20 protein-coding genes and 3 pseudogenes are annotated in these 15,333 nt (G+C 73.7%); 17 read left to right on the plus strand and 6 right to left on the minus strand.

From position 1 onward, the window contains the following. The 6 genes and pseudogenes from BLW04_RS05045 to BLW04_RS29300 form a co-directional block, all read left to right on the plus strand. Positions 1-251: pseudogene (locus tag BLW04_RS05045) on the plus strand (IS256 family transposase); the annotation flags it as partial. Positions 252-277: 26 nt separating this feature from the next. Further along, positions 278-622 (plus strand): annotated as a pseudogene (locus BLW04_RS05050) (thioesterase family protein); the annotation flags it as partial. A gap of 39 nt (positions 623-661) precedes the next feature. Next, positions 662-871: a hypothetical protein gene (locus tag BLW04_RS05055; protein ID WP_091537704.1), complete on the plus strand. Its 210-nt coding sequence runs from the start codon at positions 662-664 to the stop codon at positions 869-871. A 76-nt stretch (positions 872-947) separates the two neighbouring features. Next, positions 948-2,342: an amidase gene (locus BLW04_RS05060; RefSeq protein ID WP_091537705.1), complete on the plus strand. Its 1,395-nt coding sequence runs from the start codon at positions 948-950 to the stop codon at positions 2,340-2,342. Between the two features lie 77 nt (positions 2,343-2,419). Next, a complete protein-coding gene (locus tag BLW04_RS05065; protein WP_091537706.1) occupies positions 2,420-2,653 on the plus strand; it encodes a ribbon-helix-helix domain-containing protein in 234 nt (77 codons plus the stop codon). Beyond that, positions 2,653-2,751, plus strand: a pseudogene (locus BLW04_RS29300) (type II toxin-antitoxin system PemK/MazF family toxin); the annotation flags it as partial. The gene BLW04_RS05065 and the pseudogene BLW04_RS29300, both read left to right, overlap by 1 nt. Before the next feature lie 238 nt (positions 2,752-2,989). Here BLW04_RS29300 and BLW04_RS05075 read toward each other — a convergent pair. Continuing rightward, entirely contained in the window at positions 2,990-4,534 is a 1,545-nt protein-coding gene (locus BLW04_RS05075) for a DUF4407 domain-containing protein (RefSeq protein WP_091537707.1), read from the minus strand. A gap of 76 nt (positions 4,535-4,610) precedes the next feature. After that, positions 4,611-4,706, minus strand: a complete 96-nt coding sequence (locus tag BLW04_RS28060) for a hypothetical protein (RefSeq protein WP_254781072.1) — start codon at positions 4,704-4,706, stop codon at positions 4,611-4,613. A gap of 52 nt (positions 4,707-4,758) precedes the next feature. Here BLW04_RS28060 and BLW04_RS28065 point away from each other — a divergent pair, with 52 nt between their 5' ends. The 5 genes from BLW04_RS28065 (at position 4,759) to BLW04_RS28070 (ending at position 7,159) form a co-directional block, all read left to right on the plus strand. Next, positions 4,759-4,941, plus strand: coding sequence for a hypothetical protein (locus BLW04_RS28065; RefSeq protein ID WP_254781073.1), 183 nt, complete (start codon positions 4,759-4,761; stop codon positions 4,939-4,941). Between the two features lie 256 nt (positions 4,942-5,197). After that, positions 5,198-5,323 carry a PIN domain-containing protein gene (locus BLW04_RS29120; protein WP_256375465.1) on the plus strand — a complete coding sequence of 42 codons (126 nt, stop codon included), beginning with the start codon at positions 5,198-5,200 and terminating at the stop codon, positions 5,321-5,323. Positions 5,324-5,385: 62 nt separating this feature from the next. Continuing rightward, positions 5,386-6,393 carry an alpha/beta fold hydrolase gene (locus BLW04_RS05095; protein WP_091537709.1) on the plus strand — a complete coding sequence of 336 codons (1,008 nt, stop codon included), beginning with the start codon at positions 5,386-5,388 and terminating at the stop codon, positions 6,391-6,393. 72 nt (positions 6,394-6,465) lie between these two features. Continuing rightward, entirely contained in the window at positions 6,466-7,011 is a 546-nt protein-coding gene (locus BLW04_RS05100) for a Fic family protein (protein WP_254781074.1), read from the plus strand. Next, the gene (locus BLW04_RS28070; RefSeq protein WP_254781106.1) at positions 6,968-7,159 is read left to right on the plus strand and encodes a hypothetical protein; all 192 of its coding nucleotides are present in this window, start codon (positions 6,968-6,970) and stop codon (positions 7,157-7,159) included. The genes BLW04_RS05100 and BLW04_RS28070 overlap by 44 nt, the downstream gene beginning before the upstream one ends. Here BLW04_RS28070 and BLW04_RS05105 read toward each other — a convergent pair. Continuing rightward, positions 7,149-7,580 (minus strand): hypothetical protein, encoded by a 432-nt coding sequence (locus BLW04_RS05105; RefSeq protein WP_091537710.1) that lies wholly within the window; start codon positions 7,578-7,580, stop codon positions 7,149-7,151. The two genes, BLW04_RS28070 and BLW04_RS05105, sit on opposite strands and share 11 nt — an antisense overlap. Continuing rightward, positions 7,577-8,485: an alpha/beta fold hydrolase gene (locus BLW04_RS05110; RefSeq protein ID WP_175483904.1), complete on the minus strand. Its 909-nt coding sequence runs from the start codon at positions 8,483-8,485 to the stop codon at positions 7,577-7,579. Before BLW04_RS05110 ends, BLW04_RS05105 begins: the two co-directional genes overlap by 4 nt. Positions 8,486-8,873: 388 nt before the next feature. Between BLW04_RS05110 and BLW04_RS05115 the strand changes: the two genes are divergently transcribed. After that, positions 8,874-9,626, plus strand: coding sequence for a 2-keto-4-pentenoate hydratase (locus tag BLW04_RS05115; protein WP_091537712.1), 753 nt, complete (start codon positions 8,874-8,876; stop codon positions 9,624-9,626). A gap of 3 nt (positions 9,627-9,629) precedes the next feature. On the opposite strand, the gene BLW04_RS05120 is transcribed toward BLW04_RS05115, so the two are convergent. Beyond that, positions 9,630-10,643 carry an LLM class flavin-dependent oxidoreductase gene (locus BLW04_RS05120; RefSeq protein WP_091537713.1) on the minus strand — a complete coding sequence of 338 codons (1,014 nt, stop codon included), beginning with the start codon at positions 10,641-10,643 and terminating at the stop codon, positions 9,630-9,632. 172 nt (positions 10,644-10,815) lie between these two features. On the opposite strand from BLW04_RS05120, the gene BLW04_RS05125 reads away from it, so the two are divergent. The 4 genes from BLW04_RS05125 to BLW04_RS05140 all read left to right on the plus strand — a co-directional run bounded on the left by BLW04_RS05125 (position 10,816) and on the right by BLW04_RS05140 (position 14,336). After that, entirely contained in the window at positions 10,816-11,217 is a 402-nt protein-coding gene (locus tag BLW04_RS05125) for a hypothetical protein (protein WP_091537714.1), read from the plus strand. A 9-nt stretch (positions 11,218-11,226) separates the two neighbouring features. Beyond that, a complete protein-coding gene (locus BLW04_RS05130) occupies positions 11,227-12,021 on the plus strand; it encodes a class F sortase (protein WP_254781075.1) in 795 nt (264 codons plus the stop codon). Between the two features lie 236 nt (positions 12,022-12,257). Continuing rightward, the gene (locus tag BLW04_RS05135) at positions 12,258-13,781 is read left to right on the plus strand and encodes a protein kinase domain-containing protein (RefSeq protein ID WP_254781076.1); all 1,524 of its coding nucleotides are present in this window, start codon (positions 12,258-12,260) and stop codon (positions 13,779-13,781) included. Between the two features lie 129 nt (positions 13,782-13,910). Continuing rightward, positions 13,911-14,336, plus strand: a complete 426-nt coding sequence (locus BLW04_RS05140; protein ID WP_139306738.1) for a hypothetical protein — start codon at positions 13,911-13,913, stop codon at positions 14,334-14,336. Positions 14,337-14,365: 29 nt separating this feature from the next. Here BLW04_RS05140 and BLW04_RS05145 read toward each other — a convergent pair whose 3' ends face one another. Further along, a complete protein-coding gene (locus BLW04_RS05145) occupies positions 14,366-14,650 on the minus strand; it encodes a hypothetical protein (RefSeq protein WP_139306739.1) in 285 nt (94 codons plus the stop codon). Between the two features lie 244 nt (positions 14,651-14,894). Between BLW04_RS05145 and BLW04_RS05150 the strand changes: the two genes are divergently transcribed. Beyond that, positions 14,895-15,143, plus strand: coding sequence for a hypothetical protein (locus tag BLW04_RS05150; protein WP_091537718.1), 249 nt, complete (start codon positions 14,895-14,897; stop codon positions 15,141-15,143). The last annotated feature ends 190 nt before the right edge of the window (positions 15,144-15,333 follow it).

Raw genomic sequence — 15,333 nt, forward strand, 5'->3', positions numbered from 1 at the left:
CGATGCGGTCGACGAACATGATCGAGTCGATGATCTCCATCTGCCGGGATCACGCCGGCAACGTCAAGCGCTGGCGCGACGGGCAGATGGCGCTGCGCTGGTGCGCCGCCGGGATGGTCGAGGCCGGCAAGCAGTTCCGCCGCGTCAACGGCCACCTCCACCTGCCCGTGCTACGCACCGCCCTCGAGCAGGCCACCACCGCAACCGTCCTACCCGCCGTGCATGATGAGCCCGTCAGCAACGCCGCCTAGTTGATCAACGGGCCGCCACCGAAGTTCCACGGAACTCGGGACATCCTCCGAACAAGCCCGGCCCCGCCGACGTCTGGACCCGCGTCCGCGTCCCCCTCATCGCCGACCAGGAACTCACCGGGCTCGACCGCACCCTCATCGCCGCCGACGCCGCCAACGGCATCTCCGCCGAGCTCCCGATCAGCGACTGGCTCTCCATCCCACCCGGCATGACCACCCACCTCACCCGCGAACCGGACGGCGAGTGGGTGCACCTCGCCTGCCGCACCCAGATCGCCGCCGACGGCATCGGCCTGTGCCTCGGCACGCTCTCCGACGCCCGCGGCTCGATCGGCGAGGTCTCCCAGCCGCTGCTCGTCCGGGCCCGCTGACCGGTTCCGAACGCCCGGTGCCCTGCCGAGAACAGCACCATGAGGACTCGGGGCAGTCTTGACGACAAGACGGACGGCGGGGACCTGGAGAGCTGGATCTCCGGCCTGACCGATGGAGAGACGTCCGCGCGCCGACTCCGGAAGCGCATCGGCTCCGCCGGCACCGCGGAGTGCCAGGCGTGCGAGCAGGCGGCGACCGGCGAGTTGCACCACGACCACGGAGACGGATCCCGCCGGCTGACCGCCTGACCTCAAGGGCTCCGCGAACTAGGGTCCGGCCGGACGGAGGCGGCCAGGTCCGCGCGCCGCGGAGCCGAGGAGCCCCATGCCCAGCACCGCCGACGACGTCGCGGCCACGCTCTCCGGGCTACCCGCCGCTGAGGCCGTCGCCGACCCGCGCTGGGCCGACCTGTGGCCGGCCCTCCCACGCCTGGCCGGGCACGTCGCGGCGCTGGCGAAAGGCATCGAGGACGGCGGTCGACTCCCCCAGCCGGCCAACCTCGACCTGCTCGCCGCCTACGAGAAGCTCGACCGCCTGGGCCGCCCGCTGGGCGCCGTCGTCCAGGTTCTCGACGCGCCGGCACGGGCAACGGACGGCCCGCTCCTCGGCATCGCAACAGCCGTCAAGGACATGATCGACGTCGCCGGCTGCGTCCGCGGCGACGGCAACCCGACGGCGATGGGCGGCTCCCCCGCCGCGCACGACGCCCCGGTCATCGCCCGCCTGCGGAACGCCGGCGCCGACGTCTTCGCCACCACCAGCCTGCTCGAGTACGCCGCCGGCGCTGCGCACCCCGACCTGCCCGAGGCGCTCAACCCCGTCCGCCCGGACCGCACCGCGGGCGGCTCCAGCGGCGGATCGGCCGCCCTCGTCGGCGCCGGCGTCTGCCCAGCCGCGCTCGGCACCGACACCGGCGGCTCGATCCGGCTCCCGGCGCACTACTGCGGCGTCGTCGGCGTCAAGCCGACCTTCGGGCTCGTCCCACTCGCCGGCGTGACCCCGCTGTCGCCGTCCCTCGACCACCTCGGGGTGCTGGCACGAGACGTGCAGACCGCCGCCCGCGTGCTGGCGGTCCTGGCCGACCGGCCTGCCATCGCAGCAGCCCAAAGCAGCAAGCCGCGGATCGGCGTCCTCACCGGTCAGCTCGCGCACCCCGCGCTCGACCCGGAGCTCGCCCGCCGCACCCGCGAGGTCATCGAAAGGCTGGCCGCCGCCGGAGCCACCGTTGTCGAGAGGGACGACGACGTCCTCGCCGAGCTCGGCGACCTGCTGGTGCCGATCCTGCTGCCCGAGGCCTGGGCCGTCCACGGCGAGCGCGTGACGGCCCGACCGGGCTGGTACGGCGCCGACACGCTGCGCCTCTTCCAAACCGCCGGCGAGGCCGACCCCGCCGAGCGCGAGGGAGCACTCCGACGGCGCGACGAGCTGCTGCCGCACGCCGAGGCCCTGCTCGACGGCATCGACGTCCTGCTCGGGCCGGTCGCCCCGTTCGCCGCCCCGGAGCTGACCCCGCCGATCGACACGCCTGAGGGCGAGGTGGAGGGCCTCTTCACCGGCCCGTTCAACGTCACCGGGCAGCCGGCCGTCTCGCTGCCGGCGGGCCTCACTGACGACGGGTTGCCCTTCGGCGTCCAGCTCGCCGGCCGGGTCGGCGGGGACGCCGAGCTACTGGCGGCGTGCGCCTGGATCGAGCGGGTCCTCGCTTCAGCGAAGTCCTGACGGCGGCCTAGCGGTGGACCGCAGCGACTGAGGGCGAGTGGTACCGGTCTGCATCCCACAGCGGTACCGTCCATCACGTGAGCACTCAGATGGCGGTACGCCTGCCCGACGAGCTGGTTCGCTTCGTGGACCAGCTGGTGGCTGACGGCCGCGCACCGTCCCGGGCGGCCGTGGTCAGCCAGGCGCTGCAGCGCGAACGACGCCGCGAGGTGGCCGAGCGGGACGCCGCGATCCTGGCGGCCGCTGACGACGACGATCTCGACGCACTGGCCGAACACGCCGCCCGGACGTCGCTCGACGACCTCGACTGATGCGCCCGATCCACCTCGCGTCCCTGGACAAGACGCGACCGGTGCTCGTGCTTACGCGGGAGCTGGTGCGCCCGCATCTCGCCCGGGTCACCGTTGCACCGATCACCAGCACAATCCGCGGCCTGTCCACCGAAGTGTCCGTTCGGCACCGCCAATGGGCTGGAGCACGCGAGCGTCATCAGCTGCGACAACGTGGTGACGGTGCCGACGACCGCCCTCGGCCGTCAGATCGGCCGCCTCCTGCCCGAGCAGGAAGTCGCGCTCACCGCAGCGCTGCACGCCGCCTTCGACCTGGACGACCTGCCGCCTCCGCGCTGAGGCGGAGCGGCTCGCCGGTCAGCGGTCGGCCGCCGCGCCGGTCAGCATGACGCCCTCCGCAGCCCGCGGCGCCGGCACGGCCGGCCGCCCCAGCGCGTCGCGCAGCACCTCGGCGGAGGTGGTCTGCGACGTCCCCCACATGCCCAGCGTCGTCGAGCCGGCGGTCAGCTGGTCGAAGAGATCGACCTCCGGCGCCGGCGCCGGAGCGACCTCGTCGGAGCGCCGCCGCAGCCCGCGCAGCACCCGGCCCAGCCCGCGCCGCTGCTTGCGACGCGCCGCCTCCTCGGCCGCCCGGGCCGCCTCGTCTCGGGCCGCGATCTCCCGGTCCAGCAGCTCCCGCGCCATCCGGTCGGTCTCGGCCGCGACCACCAGGTCCGCCCGGGCCTGCTGGGCGCGGCGCCGGCCCTCGCGGCGGATCTCCTCGAACTCGACCTCTTCGGCCTCGCGCAGCTCGACCAGCCGGTCGTACGCCGCCGGCTGCGCCATGTTCAGCAGCACCTTCACCAGCACCGGCAACAACTCGATCGAGAGGAACAGCAGGAACAGCACCAGGTGCGCCGCCCCGACCAGCGGCCGGTCCTGCGACAGCCGGTCCATCGCCTCCAGCCGGGCCAGGATCCCGGTGTTGTCGCTGTTCTCCGCCTCGAAGTTCGCCTGCCCGGCGGTGCGCGCATCGGTCAGCCGGGTCAACGAGGCCTGGTCGGTGACCAGGTCCGCCTGCGCGATCACCACGCTGCGCGCGTCCGCGCTCTCCGCCGCCGCCTCAGCGGCGTCCCGAGCCGACGCCAGCGAGACCTCGGACGCGTCGAGCGCGGCCTGCGCCGCGTCCCGCACCGCCGCCTGCTGACCGGCCGCAGCCGCCGCCGACAGGTAGGCGTCGCCAGCACCGGCGTGCCCGGACCCGCACGTACCGTCCAGCTCGCACTGCGCCTTCGCCTGCAGCTCGGCGAACGTCGTGGTGGCCGCGTCGAACACCGCCTGCTTGGCGTCCCGCTCCGCCTGGGCCGCGACGACCAGGGGATCGGCGTTCGGGTCCGCGGTGCCGCCGCTGGCGATCACCGCCTGCTCGTCGGCGACCTTCTGCTGCAGCTCCGGGATCGGCGCGTACCGGGGGTCGGCGTCCAGGCCGGCGGTGAACTGCTGCGCCGCCTCGGCCTGCAGCGTCACCATCGTCGCCTCGATCTCCTTGCTGAAGACCTGCAGCGTCAGCGGCGTCGAGATCACGGTCCCCAGCAGGACGGCGAGGGCGAGCCGCGGCACCGCCATCCCCAGGTTCCGTAGCCACGACGAGTCGTGCCCCATGCCGACCAGCAGCATGCGGTCCAGGTTGACAATGACCACGCCCCAGCCGAGGCCGAGCAGCAGCGCCAGCGGCCACCACGCGCTCAGCGCCATGTGCAGCGCGAACGACATCGACACGGCCGCCAGCGCACCGGTGCTCAGCAGAACGCCGCCGAGGGCGACGTACTTGCTGCGCGCGCCGGGCGTGACCTTCAGCAGGTCGAGCCGCGCGCCGGCGAGCACGGCCAGCCGATCGCCGGACGTACGGGTGCTGACCCTCATCGGGGACGTCCTCTCGCTGGGATCCATCAGACCCAGGTATCGGTCGCCCTCCCCCGATCCGGTACCGCCCGAGCCCTCACAACTGGAGATGCGTCCGCAGCGCCTCGTCCAACTCGAGCATCAGCTCCGGTGGGACCCGACCCAGCACCGGACCGACGCGCCCGACCGACACCGACCGGACCTGCTCGGCCTGGGCCTTGGAGTCCGTCCGCAGACCCGTGCTGGTGGAACGCCTGGAACGTCTGGCTGCCCGAGACGCGACGTCGGTCAGCGCGGTGGCCCTGCGCGAGCTGGCCGAGATCTCCCGGCGGGTCGACAACCCGATGCTCTTGGACGCCCTACCCGACCGCGATGTCGGCCCCGTGGTCATCACCGACGAGTTGGACGCGGAGCGCGCAGAGCGGTGATCGTGGTCGACGCCTCGGCGGCCTTGTCCGCGTTGCTCAATGCGGGACAGGCGCGGGCGGTGCTGGCGGGCGAGCAGGTGCACGTCCCTCATCTCATCGACTCGGAGATCGCCAGCCGGATGCGACGACACGTCCGCAGCGGGGCCGTGACGGCCGACGAGGGATGGACGGCGCTGGACACCTGGCGACGGCTCGGCCTCACCCGTCATCCGGTCGCCGGACTTCTCCCCAGAGGGTCTGGGAGCTCAGGGACAACGTGCCCGCCTACGACGCCTCGTACGTCGCCCTCGCCGAGGTACTCGGTTGCGCCGTGCTGACCGCCGACGCCCGGCTCAGCCGAGCTCCCGGGTTGCGGTGCGCCATCACCGTCGTCCCGCGGTGAGTGCCACACCGCCACCACCGGGCGCTGAAGGCCGCCTCGCCGCCGGCCGATAGCGTCCGGGCATGACCTGGCCGGTGGACCGCGGTGTGCTCGAGCTCGGCGACGTGACGGTGGAGCGGGGCGGGACGATCCGAGACGCGCAGCTGGCCTGGCAGACCCACGGGACCCTCAACGCCGCCCGGGACAACGTGATCGTCTACCCGTGCAGCTTCGGGGCGACCTCCGACGAGCTGGCCTGGCTGATCGGTCCCGATGGGGTGCTGGACCCGACGCGCTGGTTCGTCGTCGTCCCGGACATGTTCTCCAACGGCCGGTCCAGCAGCGCCTCGCGGGCCGACGACTACCCGTCCGTCGTGACGGCTGCCGACAACGTGCGCGCCCAGCACAGACTGGTCGCCGAGCACTTCGGCGCCTCGACGGTCGCGGCCGTCTACGGCTTCTCGATGGGCGGCATCCAGGCCTACCACTGGGCCGCGCTGTACCCCGACGAGGTGCAGCGGGCGATCGTCGTCTGCGGCAGCGCCCGCACCGCCGACCACAACAAGGTCTTCCTGTCCGGCCTGCTGCGCATCCTCGAGGCCGCCCCGGAGCACCTCGGCGGCGGCCGCTTCTCCGCGGAGCCGCAGGCCGCACTGCGCGCCTTCGCCCACGTCTACGCCGGCTGGGGGTTGAGCCAGGACTTCTATCGGGAGGGCCTCTACCGCACCGCCCTGGGCGCACCGGACCTCGAGACGTTCCTGCGCACCGACTGGGAGGGCCGCTTCGGCCTGGCCGCGGCCGATCTGTACGCCGAGCTGCAGACGTGGTCGCACGCCGACATCAGCGCGTCGCGGTACGACGGCGACCTGACCCACGCGCTGCAGGCCGTGCGGGCACGCGTGCTGCTGCTCCCGAGCGAGACCGACCTGTACTTCCGCGTCGCCGACAACGCAGCCGAGCTGCCGCACCTCGCCGCGGCCGAACTGCGCCCCATCCCCAGCGTGTGGGGGCACCGCGCCGGCAACCCGAGCACGAACCCGGCCGACTTCGCCTTCCTGCGCGCGGCCGTTCGGGAGTGGCTCGACGCCTGATCGGCGGACGAGCCGCCGCCCTGCTGTCGGAAGCCGGACGAGATCTCCGAAAGCCTTGGCTCCGTCGGCTATTTGGGCAAGGATCAACTTGATTCTTCGCCCGAGCGACTCCAGGCGGCCCTCGTCCATGCCCAGTTCGAGGCGATCCACCCGTTCACCGACGGCAATGGTCGAGTCGGCCGCGCGCTGATCCACACCGGCCTCACGCGGCGCGGATTGACGTCCGCATCCGTGCTGCCGGTGAGTCTCGTCCTCGCCACGCTCGGCCAGACCTACGTCGGCGGACTGACGAGTTGCCGCTATGAGGGAGCCTCCGACAGCGACGCGGCTCACCGGGCGGTGGAGGCCTGGCTGCGCGTGTTCCTCGATGCAGCGATCTTGGCCGCGGAGCAGGCCCAGCAGATCTCCGCGGACGTCGCCGCCCTCGCTGAGGAGTGGACCCAGCGTGTGCATGCGCACCGGACGAGCCTGGGACGGCGCGCATCTCCACGCACCGACTCCGCGACGCCCGGCTTCTCCTGCTGCTGCCCGAGGCGCCAGTCCCGACCATCCGCACAGTCCAGCGATCCTCGACGTGTCCGACGTCGCCGCCCGCAGCGGTCTCGACGAGCTGGCTGATGCCGGCGTGCTGGTGCGCAGGACGGTCGGTCCAGGAGTTACGGGCTACTCGGCCACGGAGGTCTTCTCCCTGCTCGGTCACGCCGAACGCACCCTGGCCAGCACCCAGTTCGACACCCGAATGTCCCCGCCACTGGCTACGGGCTGACCGGGCCGTCAGTGCTCGGCTCGGCCTCAGGGATGCGGTACAGCGCGGCCAGGCGGTCGAGCCCCTCCGGCGTCCACGGCTCGCCTGCCCGCTCGACGACCCAGCGGAGGAACTCCCACAGGTCGCGGTCGACAGCGCCCTGGTCCAGTGGGGTGAAGCGCTCCGGAAGTGCGGCGACCTCCAGGCCACCCGGGACCGGCTCGCCCGACCTCGCGGTGAGCACCACCTCGTAGAGGTTCCCCGCCGGAGTACGGAACCATCCGGGCGCCTCGGGCAGCGCGCGGCCGGTGACGGCGAAGTGGTCGACGAACACCTGGCGGAACGCCGGCACGTGGCCGAGCCCGAACTCGGTCAGCACGACCTGGCGCCGCAGCGCCGAGCGGTCCCCGAGCTCGCTGGGGTCCAGCCACTGGATGCTCATGCCTGCCCTTCCTCGACCTCGGCGAGGAAGCGCGCGACGAGCTCGCCGATCTCCCCGCCGGAGTCCTCCTGCAGGAAATGCCGCCCGGTGACCAGCACGGGGCCGCGGGCGTTGCCCAGGGCCTGCACGAAACGGTCGGCGTAGGACGGCGGGAACACCTCGTCCTCGCGGCCCCAGATCACCAGGGCCGGCATCTGCAGGGACGGCAGTTGCCCCTGCAGCCAGGAGAAGAAGCCGAAGGTCGGGGACTCCGGGTCCAGTGGAATCAACCGCGGGAACAGCACCGTGGGCAGCCGGCTTGCCGGGTCGGGCATGGCTTCGGCGTAGGCCCGACCGGCCCGTTCCCGGAAGCCTGCGCGGTCGACGACCGACAGGTAGACGCCCCGGTCGGCCAGGCTGTTGTGCCGGCCCAGCAGGTGCGGGCCGACGACGGGGGCGTGCAGCATCCGCCACGGCACGATCGAGGTGTGGAACGGCGAGGGCTCCGGCCAGGCCCACGTGCTCATCACCACCAGCGCCCGCACCGACTCCGGGTGCGCGGCGGCGAAGGCCAGGCCGATCGGACCGCCCCAGTCGTGCAGGACCAGGGTCACCTCGTCCAGCCCCAGCGCCTGCACCAACCCGGCCAGGTCGGCGACGCGGACCTCCAGCAGGTCATCGTGCGGGCTGCCCATCGGCATCGAGTGCCCGAACCCGCGTTGGTCAGGAACGAGGACCCGGTGCCCGGCCCGGACCAGCGGCTCGATCGCGTCGCGCCACAGGTAGGACCAGGTCGGATTGCCGTGCAGCAGCAGGACCGGCGGCCCCTCGCCCTCGTCGAGCACGTGCAGCCGGGTGTCGTTGACCGGAACGTCGTACCCGCGGGCGGCAAACTCCTCGACCGCCGACCGCTCCTGGCTTCCCATCGACCGACCGTATCCGATCGGAATCCCGGCCGGTGCGGTCGGAGCCGGGCGGGTGCCGTGGCCCGTTCGGATCCCACCGCGCGGTTCTGGTGCAGGTGACGATCGGCCAGGCGACGCCGTCGTAACAGCCGGACGAGCGCATGACCGTCGATCCTGGGGACGTCGGCTGTCCCTACCGTGACCGCGATGTCTCCTGCGGAAGCTCGTGCTCTGAGCCACCGGGCGACTCAGAGCACGAGCTTCCGCAGTGGACCCGTGCCGGTGCATGCCGCGACCGCCGCCGGACTGGCCCTCGGTGCCGCCGCCGACCTGCTGTTCGCCGACCCCCGCCGCGGCCATCCGGTGGCCGGCTTCGGCAGGGTGCCCGTTCCAGGGAAAGGATGCGGGCATGACCGAGTCCATACGCGTACTGGCCGCCCGTCAGCTGGCCGACTACCGGGCCGGGACGCCGGGCACGTTCTTCGCCGACCCCGGACGGCCCCAGCTCAGCCTGGACGACGCCTACCGGGTGCAGGCCGAGGTGGCGGCGCTGCGCGCTCCAGCGGAGCGGGTGATCGGTTACAAGGTGGGATGCACCGGGCCGGGAACCCGCGCGCAGTTCGGCTTGGACGGGCCGGTCCGCGGACTCCTGTACGACACCGAGCTGCACCCCTCCGGCAGCAAGATCTCCTATGCCGCCCACGCCGATCTGGCCATCGAGGGCGAACTGGCCGTGCGCCTGGGCGACGACGGCCGGATCGCCCAGGCCTTCCCCGTCATCGAGCTGCACAACTACGTCTTCCGCGGCCAGCCGCCGACGCTGCCGGAGCTCGTGGCCAACAACGGCATCCACGCCGGAGTGGTGCTCCCGCCCCCGGCGGCGGAGATGCCGTGGCGCGGGGACGAGCCGTTGACCGGGCGGTTGACGGTCCAGATCGACGGGGTCCGTGTCGAGGAAGGACCGATGGACGGCGTCCCCGGCGGACCGGCGGGGTCGCTGCGGTGGCTGGCGCGGCATCTGGCCGACCACGGCCTGTCCGTGCGCCCCGGCCAGCTGATCCTCACCGGCACGCCACTGGGACTGATCCGGGTGCGACCGGGCGACTCCATCCAGGTGACCGCCGAGCACCTCGGTACCGTCGAGGCCACGATCGGCGCCTGAGCATCACCCCGCCGGCTGCCACCCCAGCGCCGGGCCGAGCTTCGTGGCGATGTCGGTGAGGATCTGCACGTAGTCCTCGGCCTCGAAACTGAACGGCAGCGCGAAGACGACCTCGCTCACCTCGCGGAAGCCGGCGTGCGCGTACAGCTGCTCGGCGATCTCCGCCGACGTCCCCAGCAGGTCCGCGGCGAACATCATCCGCGCCGGGCCCTGCGGCGACCGGGTCCGCGGCGTGCGAGCCGCCACGTAGGCGGCGTACTTCTCCCGCTGCGCCGCCGACGCGGAGTCGGTCGGGATCACCACCAGCCCCTGCGACACCCGGCCGGCCGGGTGAGCGGCCTTGAACGCCTGCACCTGCGCCGTCTGCTCGGCGGCAAAATCAGCAGACGACTCCGCCTTCACCACGCTCGAGGTCAGGAAATTCATCCCGTTCTCCCCGGCCCACTGTGCCGAGCGCAGCGACGCCCCGCCGTACCAGAGCCGCGAGCGCAGCCCCGGCGAGTGCGGCTGCACCCGGTCCGACCACTCCTCGACCACGCCCTCGCGGCCGGCGAACGTGGACGCCGGCTCCCCAGCGATGAGCCGCAGCAGCCGGGACACCCGCTCGTAGCTGAAGTCCTCGACCTCGGCGGTGTCCGGGTAGAGAGCGGAACGGACGTCGTCCCAGTGCATCGGCGTCCCCACGCTGACCCCCGGGTTGAGCCGTCCGCCGGAGAGCACGTCGACCGTGGCCAGGTCCTCGGCCAGCCGCAGCGGGTTCTCCCACGCCAGCGGGATCACCGCCGTCCCCAGCTCGATCCGGGAGGTGCGCTGCGTGGCCGCCGCCAGGACGGCGACCGGTGAGGAGATGCCGTACTGCAGGTGCCGGTTCCGCAGCCAGGCGCTGTCGAATCCCAGCCGCTCTCCCAGCTCGATCACCTGCAGCGTGGTCTCGTGCCCCGGCCCGGGGTCGACGCCGTCGAACAGGCCGATGGTCAGGAAGCCCAGTTTCTGCAGCGGTACGCCGGGAGAAGGCATGCGCCGATCATCGTCGACGGCGCTGAGGCACCCCCGTGCCGGGCTGCGCAACAACAGCACCTGCCAAACCACCCGTCACACAGGCATCACGGCTCACCGTGCGAGCGCGCCGGCGCCGAACCGCGCCCCCACCAGGCTGAGACGTCCCAGCAGACGACCTCCGGGAGCGAACATGCGCCGCCGAACCACCGCAGCAGCCGGTGTCCTTCTCACCGCCGCCCTGTCCACCGGCTTCGCCGGCACGGCCAACGCCGCCGACCGGGACTGCGCGGACTTCCCCAGCCAGGCGGCCGCGCAGGCCGCCTACGACGCGGTGCCCGGCGACCCCGAGCGCCTCGATGCCAACAGCAACGGCCGCGCCTGCGAGGACTACCCCTACGCCGCCGCGGCCCCGGCCGCAGCGGTCACCTCCGCGGCCCAGGTCGCCACCCGCCCCGCCGGTGCCGTCGCCGCCGGTGACGGCAGCGCCGCCGATCAGAGCAGCGCGCTGCCCTACGTCCTCGGCGGCGTCACCCTGGTGGCCGCCGGCGGCGCCGCGCTGGCCGCCCGGCGCAGCTCCCGCGCCACGGCCTGACCTGCAACCGTGCGACACCGCGCACCCGAGACCACCCGCCCCGACCTCGACGAGGACGGGGCGGGTGGTCCGCTGCGCATCGGCGGGGCCTATCCCCCACGCCTGACGCCCACCCGGTACGACAGGTCGAGAGCGCACGCGCCCCGCGCCGCGCGGACCTGGGCGGGCACCTCCGCGCTGCTCGCCGTCGCGGGGGCGGCCAGCATCGTCGTCGGCCTCCAGGACGGCGCCCGGCCGACCCGGCTCGACGTCCCGGTCGCCGTCGTCGCGGCGCCGTTCCCCGCGCCGACTCCGGCCATGAACCGGATCACCCTTCCCCGGACGACCGAAGCTCCCCCGGTGCTGCAGCTGCCGGCCAGCGACCCGGTGCAGGTCCGGATCCCGGCGCTCGGCATCACGTCCCGGGTCATGCACCTGGGCCTGCAGCGCGACGGCTCGATGGAGGTCCCGCCCGCCGCCTACCCGGTCGGCTGGTACGACCACAGCCCCACGCCCGGCCAGCTCGGCCCCGCCGTCCTGGCCGGGCACGTCGACTGGAACGGGAACCCGGGCGCCTTCTACGGCCTGGCCGAGCTGCTGCCCGGCGACGAGGTCGTCGTCGACCGCGCCGACGGCACGGTCGCGACCTTCCGGGTCGACCGGGTCGAGGAGCACGCCAAGGACGAGTTCCCCGCCGACGCGGTCTACGACGACATCGACTCCGCCGGCCTGCGGCTGATCACCTGCGGCGGCAGCTTCGACGAGGACGCCGGCGACTACCGGGACAACGTCATCGTCTTCGCCAGCCTGGTCACCACATCCTGAACCGCAGGCGTCAGCCGCTGAGGCCGGCGAACAGCTCGGCGGCCAGGCCGGCGACGCGGGCGACATCCTCCCGGCGTCCAGGTGCCCGGGCCGCCCGGGCCGCCCGGGACGACCCGCACGGGTGGTCCCCGCCCCGATCAGGTGCCGTAGGGCTGCCGCCGAACCGCCTTGATGGGATGGTCGTTGTTCAAGCGACGCCCGCCGTGGACGCCGACCGAACCTGCAGGAGGACCGTCGTGGAACCGAGGGGCCGCACCTTCGGTGGCCGCTACGAGCTGGGCGACCTCATCGCCACCGGCGGCATGGGCCAGGTCTGGAAGGCCCGCGACACGGTGCTGAGCCGGGACGTCGCGGTGAAGGTCCTGCGCAGCGAGTACACCGGCGACCCGACGTTCCTGGCCCGCTTCCGGTCCGAGGCCCAGCTGTCGGCGAGCCTGGTGCACCCGAACATCGCGACGCTGTTCGACTACGGCGAGGTCGACCCCGGGAACGGGGGCGCCGAGCACCTCGCCTACCTGGTGATGGAACTGGTCCGCGGCGAGTCGCTGTCGGCGCTGATGGGCCGCGAGCACCGGTTGCCCGCAGACCGCACGCTCGACGTCCTCCGGCAGAGCGCCGCCGGGCTGGCCGCCGCGCACGAGGCGGGCGTCGTCCACCGCGACGTGAAGCCGGGCAACGTGCTCCTCGGCTCCGACGGCCGGGTCAAGATCACCGACTTCGGCGTCGCTCGGTCGGCCGCCACCGTCCCGCTCACCCAGACCGGCGCGGTGATCGGGACGGCGCACTACCTCTCCCCCGAACAGGCCCAGGGCGCCCGCGCCACCCCGGCCAGCGACGTCTACGCCCTCGGCATGGTCGCCTACGAGGCCCTCTCCGGGCGTCGCGCCTTCGAGGGCGAGAACCCCGTCCAGATCGCGCTGCTGCAGATCCGTGAGACCCCTGCCCCGCTTCCGGACGACGTTCCCGAGCCCGTCCGCCGGCTGGTCGAGCGCGCCCTGGCCAAGGAGCCCGCCGAGCGCTTTCCCGACGGCGCCGCGTTCCGGAACGCGGTCGACGACGTCATCGCCGGACGCCCGCTCGACGGCGCCGTCCCCTACGCCCCGACGGCGGTCCTCCCGGCCCTCGGCAGTCTCCCGCCCACCGGGACGGCACCGATCACCACGGCCAACGGAGAACGGCCCCAGGACGACGGACGACGGCGACGCCGGCTGCTCGTCCCGCTGTTCGCGCTGCTGTTCCTCGCCACCGTCGTCGTCGGCGCGCTGCAGCTGTCCGGCGGCACCACGCCCGCCGCCGACGGTGCCCCCGCCACCACCACGGTCGCCCCGACAACGACGCCGGCACCGACGACCAGCGCCGCCCCGACCGTGCAGCAGATCGCGCTGACCCTCGGCGACTACGTCGGCCGGCCCTATCCCGAGGTCCAGGCCGAGCTCCAGGCGCGCGGGCTCCAGGTCACCCTCCGCCCGCTGCAGACCGCCGACGTCCCCGACGGCCAGGTCATCGCCCTCGACCCGGTCGGCGAGCTCACCCCGGGAACCGCCGTCACGCTCACCCACGCCGTCGCCCCGCCGGTGCCCACCACCGTCGCTCCGCCGGTGGTCCCCGCCCCGCCCGCCGCTCCCCCGGCCGCCGCTCCCCCGCCCGCCGCGAACGACGACCAGTCGGGCGGGGACCAGGGAGGGAACGGGAACGGCAAGGGAACCGGCGGCGACAACGGCAAGGGGAACGGGAAGGGCAACGGCAAGAAGGACGGCTGACCCGCCTCTCCCCGACGATCATGGGGCTGCGGTGGCGACGCGCCGCCGTCGCCCGGGGTGTCGCCACGCCAGCGCCATGATCACGGCGCCGCCACCGGCGACGAACCGGCCGGGTTCAGGAAACCATCGGTGCCGCAGGGCAGGATGGCCGCCGTGGGCTACTTCGGCACCTTCATCTACCGCGACGGCCAGTGGCAGCAGCGCAGCGGCGCGAGCCCCGAGCTCGTCGTCGACGTCCACGACAGCGACATCGCGACGATCGACTACCGCCCGGCGCCGGCCGGCCTCGGCCGGTTCTACCTCGGCCATCAGCCGCGGAACTACTTCGGCGACCCCGAGGCCAGCAGGCCGGTCGACGTCCCGGCCGAGGTCGAGGCGTTCCGTGGCTGGGCGACCGACACGCTGGGCCGGGCCCCCCGGGAAGAGGACATTCGCCCGCTGCTGGCCGAGCGCGACGGGCAGCAGCCGGCCGACGATGCCGTGGAGGACACCGTCGTCCGGCTGCTGGACCTGCTGGGCGTTCCGGTGCCCGAGGGCTTCGCCGCGGCGGACTGACCGGCGGGGCGCCGGTTCGTCCGCCGGGGTCAGAACGCCAGCCCGCTGCAGGACAACGCGCAGTTGACCTTCCAGATCGACGACCCGAGCGAGCGGAGCGCCGCGGAGCGGACCAGCCGCTCGCCGTGCGGCCCGGGAATCCAGGTGGGGTCCGCCGGGGCCGAAGTCGTCGAGCCACTGCCCGGCGCGCTGCTGGCGGTGCTGCCGGCCGACGGCGACGGTGCGCTGCTCGCCGCCAGGTAGGTCAGCCCGCCGTCCAGCTCCGACGACCGGCCGTCGGGCGCGAACACGTACACGTCGTACGTGCCGGCCACCAGCGCCGGGTGGTGAACACCAGCCGCGTCGCCGACGCGGTGGACACCACTGCCGGGGAGGTGAGCCCGATCCGGACCGTGGCGCCGGCCGGGATGGCCGTGCCGGTGATGGTCACCCCGGGTGCCGCCGTCGACCGTCACCCGGGCCGGGCTGATCGAGGCGAGCCCGAAGTCTCCGACCGGCGGATAGCTGAAGCTGCCACCGGGCCCGCGGGCGCTGCTGCTCGACGGGGTCGCCGCCCGGGTGCCCGTCGGGGTCGCCGCCGCGGAGCTGCTGGTCGGGGCTGCGGCCGGAGCGCTGGTCGGGGCGCCCGGCGCCGAGGTGGTGGACGCCGGGGACGCGGACGTCGCGGGAGGCGTGGACCCGCCGACCCGCGGGGTGGCCGAGGCGCCGACGCTGGGGACGGCGACCGGTGCGGAGCTGGCCGACGAGCACGGCGTCGTCGGGCCGCGGCCCGCCGACGGCGCGCCGCCCGAGGTCGGTACCGCGTAGCCTGCGGTCGGTGCCGCGCCGGCCGCGGGCGTCGCCGGCCGGCCCACCAGCAGGGGGGCGGCGAACCGCAGCCAGGCCGGTGTACCGGCGGATGCCGTCCGGTCCGGTCACCATGCCGCTCCGGTCGAACGGGCCGAGGGGTGCAGCTGCGTCACGGTGGGACACGTCGTCTCCAGTTCCAGGCGGCTGG

It is taken from the genome of Modestobacter sp. DSM 44400 (assembly GCF_900107175.1).
GTDB lineage: Bacteria > Actinomycetota > Actinomycetes > Mycobacteriales > Geodermatophilaceae > Modestobacter.

What these genes read in the sequence shown, in the direction of transcription:
- BLW04_RS05055 (WP_091537704.1), top strand. Translation starts at nt 662, where the DNA reads ATGAGGACTCGGGGCAGTCTTGACGACAAGACGGACGGCGGGGACCTG.
- BLW04_RS05060 (WP_091537705.1), top strand. Translation starts at nt 948, where the DNA reads ATGCCCAGCACCGCCGACGACGTCGCGGCCACGCTCTCCGGGCTACCC.
- BLW04_RS05105 (WP_091537710.1), bottom strand. Translation starts at nt 7,580, where the DNA reads ATGAGCATCCAGTGGCTGGACCCCAGCGAGCTCGGGGACCGCTCGGCG.
- BLW04_RS05125 (WP_091537714.1), top strand. Translation starts at nt 10,816, where the DNA reads ATGCGCCGCCGAACCACCGCAGCAGCCGGTGTCCTTCTCACCGCCGCC.
- BLW04_RS05115 (WP_091537712.1), top strand. Translation starts at nt 8,874, where the DNA reads ATGACCGAGTCCATACGCGTACTGGCCGCCCGTCAGCTGGCCGACTAC.
- BLW04_RS05075 (WP_091537707.1), bottom strand. Translation starts at nt 4,534, where the DNA reads ATGAGGGTCAGCACCCGTACGTCCGGCGATCGGCTGGCCGTGCTCGCC.
- BLW04_RS05120 (WP_091537713.1), bottom strand. Translation starts at nt 10,643, where the DNA reads ATGCCTTCTCCCGGCGTACCGCTGCAGAAACTGGGCTTCCTGACCATC.
- BLW04_RS05095 (WP_091537709.1), top strand. Translation starts at nt 5,386, where the DNA reads ATGACCTGGCCGGTGGACCGCGGTGTGCTCGAGCTCGGCGACGTGACG.
- BLW04_RS05110 (WP_175483904.1), bottom strand. Translation starts at nt 8,485, where the DNA reads ATGGGAAGCCAGGAGCGGTCGGCGGTCGAGGAGTTTGCCGCCCGCGGG.